Source organism: Streptomyces alkaliterrae (assembly GCF_007097205.2).
GTDB classification, from domain to species: Bacteria; Actinomycetota; Actinomycetes; order Streptomycetales; family Streptomycetaceae; genus Streptomyces; species Streptomyces alkaliterrae.
The window spans coordinates 1-5,575 of record NZ_VJYK02000341.1 but is presented as its reverse complement, the minus strand read 5'-3'; the positions used below and the strand labels follow the sequence as shown (position 1 = coordinate 5,575).

The 5,575-nt window shown below is 69.1% G+C and carries 5 protein-coding genes; all 5 read left to right on the top strand.

From position 1 onward, the window contains the following. Positions 1 to 119 precede the first annotated feature (119 nt). On the top strand, positions 120 to 1,751 hold the full coding sequence (locus FNX44_RS23150; RefSeq protein ID WP_143650746.1) for a peptide ABC transporter substrate-binding protein: 1,632 nt from the start codon (positions 120 to 122) through the stop codon (positions 1,749 to 1,751). Between the two features lie 62 nt (positions 1,752 to 1,813). Beyond that, positions 1,814 to 2,737: an ABC transporter permease gene (locus FNX44_RS23145; RefSeq protein WP_143650744.1), complete on the top strand. Its 924-nt coding sequence runs from the start codon at positions 1,814 to 1,816 to the stop codon at positions 2,735 to 2,737. Then, entirely contained in the window at positions 2,730 to 3,704 is a 975-nt protein-coding gene (locus FNX44_RS23140; protein ID WP_143650742.1) for an ABC transporter permease, read from the top strand. The genes FNX44_RS23145 and FNX44_RS23140 overlap by 8 nt, the downstream gene beginning before the upstream one ends. A gap of 11 nt (positions 3,705 to 3,715) precedes the next feature. Beyond that, on the top strand, positions 3,716 to 4,762 hold the full coding sequence (locus tag FNX44_RS23135) for an ABC transporter ATP-binding protein (RefSeq protein WP_143650741.1): 1,047 nt from the start codon (positions 3,716 to 3,718) through the stop codon (positions 4,760 to 4,762). Continuing rightward, on the top strand, positions 4,752 to 5,575 hold an 824-nt coding region (locus FNX44_RS23130; protein ID WP_323369606.1), incomplete at its 3' end, for an ABC transporter ATP-binding protein. The genes FNX44_RS23135 and FNX44_RS23130, both read left to right, overlap by 11 nt.

Below are 5,575 nucleotides of genomic sequence, written 5' to 3'. Positions count from 1 at the left end.
CCCAAATGGGTGGTATCGGGGCGGCGGGGGCGCCAAATGCGTGCTTACGCGCCCCCGGCCGGGTCTCATGGGGTCCGAAGTAGTGCGAACCGGACACCAGGAGCACCAGGAGGCATCACATGCGCGGAGCCACCCGCGTCAGCGTGGCCATCGCGACGGCCACCGCGCTCGCGCTGACCGCCGGAGCCTGCGGCGGCGGTGGAGGGGGCGACAACGGCGGCGGCATGGTCCGCGCCTCCTGGGGCGATCCGCAGAACCCGCTGGAGCCCGCCAACACCAACGAGGTGCAGGGCGGCAAGGTGCTCGACATGGTCTTCCGCGGCCTCAAGCGCTACAACCCGGACACCGGCGCGGCCGAGGACGCGATGGCCGAGTCCATCGAGACCGACGACCAGCAGAACTTCACCGTCACCATCAAGGAGGGCTGGACGTTCAGCGACGGCACGGACGTCACAGCACGGTCCTTCGTCGACGCCTGGAACTACGGCGCCAACCTGGAGAACAACCAGATCAACTCCTACTTCTTCCGGTTCATCGAGGGCTACGACGCCGTCCACCCGGAGGAGGAGGGCGCCGAGGCGTCCGCCCAGACGATGTCCGGGCTGGAGGTCGTCGACGACACGACCTTCACCGTGCGACTGACGGAGAAGTTCTCGCTGTGGCCGGAGACGCTGGGGTACGCGGCGTACGCGCCGCTGCCGCAGGCGTTCTTCGACGACCGGGACGCCTGGCTGGCCAGGCCGGTCGGGAACGGCCCGTACAAGGTGGACGCCTACAACCGGGGCGAGTCGATGCGGCTGTCCCGCTACGACGACTATGCCGGTGACGACAAGGCGCGGAACGACGGCGTCGAACTGCGGGTCTACACCGACAACAACACCGCCTACACCGACCTCCAGGCCGGCAACCTCGACGTGATCGACGACGTGCCCGCCGCGCAGGTCCGCAACGCCGAACGGGACCTGGACGGCCGGTACATCAACCAGCCCGCCGGCATCATCCAGACGATCACCTTCCCGCTCTACCGCGAGCAGTGGCAGACCGACGACGCCGCGAAGGTCCGCCGCGGCATCTCGATGGCGATCAACCGCGAGGAGATCACCGACCGGATCTTCTTCGGCACCCGCACCCCGGCCAAGGACTTCACCTCGCCCGTGCTCGGCGAGGCCGGCGGTTACGACGAGGGCATCTGCGGCGACGTCTGCGAGTACGACCCGGAGGAGGCCAAGAAGCTGATCGACGAGGCCGGCGGGCTGCCCGGCGGCCGGGTCACACTCAGCTCCAACGTCGACACCGGCTCCCACCGGCAGTGGATGGACGCCGTCTGCAACAGCGTCAACAACGCGCTGGGGAACAACAACGCCTGCACGGTGAACCCGGTCAGCACCTTCGCGGACTACCGGAACCAGATCACCCGCAAGGAGATGAACGGCATGTTCCGCGCCGGCTGGCAGATGGACTACCCGCTCATCCAGAACTTCCTCCAGCCGCTCTACTACACGGGCGCCTCCTCCAACGACAGCGGTTACAGCAGCCGCCGGTTCGACCGGCTGGTGGACGAGGCGAACGCCGCCGACGAGGAGAGCGAGGCGGTGGACAAGTTCAAGGACGCCGAGCGGGTCCTGGTCGAGGACCTGCCGGCGATCCCGCTGTGGTACCAGAACGGCAGCGCCGGCTACTCGGACCGGGTCGACGACGTGAAGCTCAACCCGTTCTCCGTCCCGGTCTTCAACGAGATCACCGTCAAGTGAGGCGGGCGGTCGGGCGTCCCCTGCGCCCGGCCGCCGCCCGCGGGTGAGGAGGAGGCGGCGACATGGGGCGCTACGTCATCCGACGACTGCTCCAGATGATCCCGGTCTTCATCGGGACCACCTTTCTGATCTTCGTGATGGTCTACGCGCTCGGCGATCCGGTCGCCGCGCTCTTCGGCGACCGCACCCCGGACCCGGCCACCGCCGCCCGGCTGCGCGCCGAGTTCGACCTCGACAAGCCGCTGTGGCAGCAGTACCTGCTGTACATGGGGAAGATCTTCACCGGCGACTTCGGGACCGCCTTCAACGGCCAGCCGGTCATCGAGTTGATGGCCAACGCGTTCCCGGTGTCCTTCCGGCTGATGCTGATCGCGATCGGGTTCGAGATCGTCATCGGCATCACGCTCGGCGTGGTCTCCGGGCTGCGCAAGGGCGGCGGCATCGACTCGACGGTGCTGCTGCTGAGCCTGGTGGTCATCGCCATCCCGACGTTCGTGACCGGCGTGCTCGCCCAGTTCGTGTTCGGGGTACAACTCGGCTGGGTCTCCCCGGCCGTCAGCCCGGCGGCGCCGTTCGGCGAGCTGCTGCTGCCCGGGCTGATCCTGGCGCTGGTCTCGCTGGCGTACGTCACCCGGCTGACCCGGACGTCGGTGGCGGAGAACGTACGCGCCGACTACATCCGCACGGCGATCGCCAAGGGGCTGCCGCGCAGCCGGATCACCACCCGTCATCTGCTGCGCAACTCGCTGATCCCGGTGGTCACCTACCTCGGCGTGGACATCGGCGCGCTGATGGCCGGCGCACTGGTGACCGAACGGATCTTCAACATCCCCGGCGTCGGCTACCAGCTCTACCAGGGCGTGCTTAGGCAGAACTCGCCCACGGTGGTCGGCTTCGTGACGATCCTGGTGCTGGTGTTCCTGCTCGCCAACCTGATCGTCGACCTCCTGTACGCCGTGCTCGACCCGAGGATCCGCTATGCGTAGGCGCGACAGCCACCACACCCCGGGCGCGGCCGAACCGGAGGACGCGATCGGCGGCGCCGGCAGCGAGATCGACCTGGCCAAGGCGGAGGGCGAGACGCTGGAGGGCCGCGAGGCGCCGCCGCGCGGTCTGTGGGCCGACGCCTGGCACGACCTGCGCAGACGGCCCATCTTCATCATCTCGGCGCTGTTGATCGTCTTCCTGGTCGTCATCTCGCTCTGGCCGTCGCTGATCGCCACCCGGGACCCGCTGGACTGCCGGCTGGCCCGCTCGCTCGACGGCCCCACCGCCGGCCACTGGTTCGGCTTCGACACCCAGGGCTGCGACGTCTACACCCGCACCGTCTACGGCGCCCGCGCCTCGGTGGCGGTCGGCGTGTGCGCGACGATCGGGGTGGCGCTGCTCGGCTCGCTCTTCGGAGGGCTCGCCGGCTTCTTCGGCGGGGTGTGGGACGCGCTGCTCTCCCGGATCACCGACATCTTCTTCGGTATCCCGCTCATCCTCGGCGCCCTCGTCTTCCTGGCGATGATCACTGTCGAGGGCATCTGGCCGGTGGTCGCCGTCATCACGCTGCTCGCCTGGCCGCAGATCGCCAGGATCAGCCGGGGCGCGGTGCTCACCGCCAAGCAGCACGACTACGTGCAGGCGGCCAGGGCGCTGGGCGCGAGCAACACCCGCATGCTGCTGCGGCACATCCTGCCGAACGCGGTCGCCCCGGTCATCGTGGTGGCGACGATCGCGCTCGGCACGTACATCGCGCTGGAGGCGACGCTGAGCTTCCTCGCGGTCGGCCTGAAACCGCCCACCGTCTCCTGGGGAGTCGACATCTCCATCGCGTCCAGCGGGATGCAGTTCCGCAACGCGCCGCACATCCTGCTCTACCCGGCCGGCGCGCTCAGCGTCACCGTGCTGGCGTTCATCATGCTCGGCGACGCGGTGCGCGACGCCCTCGACCCCAAGCTGCGCTGAGGAGGGCGGAGATGAGCGACGTGGAGGAGCCGGTCAACGAACCGCTGCTGGAGGTCCGCGACCTGCACGTGGAGTTCCACACCAGGGACGGCGTGGTGAAGGCGGTCAACGGCGTCGACTACTCGGTGAACGCGGGCGAGACGCTGGCGGTGCTGGGCGAGTCGGGCTCCGGCAAGTCGGTCACCGCGCAGGCGGTCATGGGCATCCTGGACATGCCGCCGGGGCACATCCCGCGCGGGGAGATCGTCTTCCGCGGCCGGGACATGCTGCGGATGTCCGGCGAGGAGCGCCGGCGCATCCGGGGCGCCCAACTGGCGATGATCTTCCAGGACGCGCTGTCCTCGCTGAACCCGGTGCTCAGCGTCGGTTTCCAGCTCGGCGAGATGTTCCGGGTCCACCAGGGGCTGTCCAGGAAGGACTCCAGGGCGCGGGCGATCGAGCTGATGGACCGGGTCCGCATCCCGGCCGCCAGGGAGCGGGTGGGGGACTTCCCGCACCAGTTCTCCGGCGGTATGCGGCAGCGCATCATGATCGCGATGGCGCTGGCCCTGGAGCCGGACCTGATCATCGCGGACGAGCCGACGACCGCGCTGGACGTCACGGTCCAGGCCCAGGTCATGGAGCTGCTGGCGGAGTTGCAGCGCGAGTACAACATGGGTCTGATCCTGATCACCCACGACCTGGGTGTGGTCGCCGACGTGGCCGACAAGATCGCCGTGATGTACGCGGGCCGGATCGTCGAGACGGCGCCGGTGCACGAGCTGTACAAGCGCCCGGCACACCCCTACACCAGGGGTCTGCTCGACTCCATCCCCCGGCTCGACCACAAGGGGAAGGAGCTGTACGCGATCAAGGGCCTGCCGCCCAATCTGCTGCGCATCCCGCCCGGTTGCCCCTTCCACCCCCGCTGCCCGAGGGCGCGGGACGTCTGTGTGGCCGAGGACCCGCCGCTGCTGCGGGTGACCGACCCCGACACCCCGCCCGGCGAACCGGAGGCCGAGCTGCCGGGGCGGCGCAGCGCCTGTCACTTCTGGAGGGAGACGATCCGTGACGAGTGATCCGGGGCCCGGCACGGCCGCCCCGCCGCTGCCCGCCGCCCAGCCGCGCGGGGAGCCGATCCTCCAGGTGCGGAACCTGGTCAAGCACTTCCCGCTCACCCAGGGCATCCTCTTCAGGCGGCAGGTCGGCGCGGTCCGCGCGGTGGACGGCGTCAGCTTCGAGCTGTACCAGGGCGAGACGTTGGGCGTGGTGGGGGAGTCCGGCTGCGGCAAGTCGACGGTGGCCAAACTGATGGTCAGTCTGGAGCAGCCGACCTCCGGGGAGATCCTGTACCGGGGCGAGGACATCGCCCGGCTGTCGGGGCGGGCGCTGAAGGCGGTGCGGCGGAACATCCAGATGGTGTTCCAGGACCCGTACACCTCCCTCAACCCGCGGATGACGGTCGGCGACATCATCGGGGAGCCGTTCGAGATCCATCCGGAGGTGGCGCCCAAGGGCGACCGCCGCCGGAAGGTCCAGGAACTGCTCGACGTGGTGGGCCTGAACCCGGAGTACATCAACCGCTATCCGCACCAGTTCTCCGGCGGCCAGCGGCAGCGCATCGGCATCGCCCGGGGGCTCGCCCTCAACCCGGAGATCATCGTCGCCGACGAGCCGGTCTCGGCGCTCGACGTGTCGGTGCAGGCGCAGGTCATCAACCTGATGGAACGACTCCAGGACGAGTTCAACCTGTCCTACGTCTTCATCGCGCACGACCTGTCGGTGGTGCGGCACATCTCCGACCGGGTCGGGGTGATGTACCTGGGGAAGATCGTCGAGCTGGGCACCGACCACGAGATCTACGAGCACCCCACCCACCCGTACACCTGTCT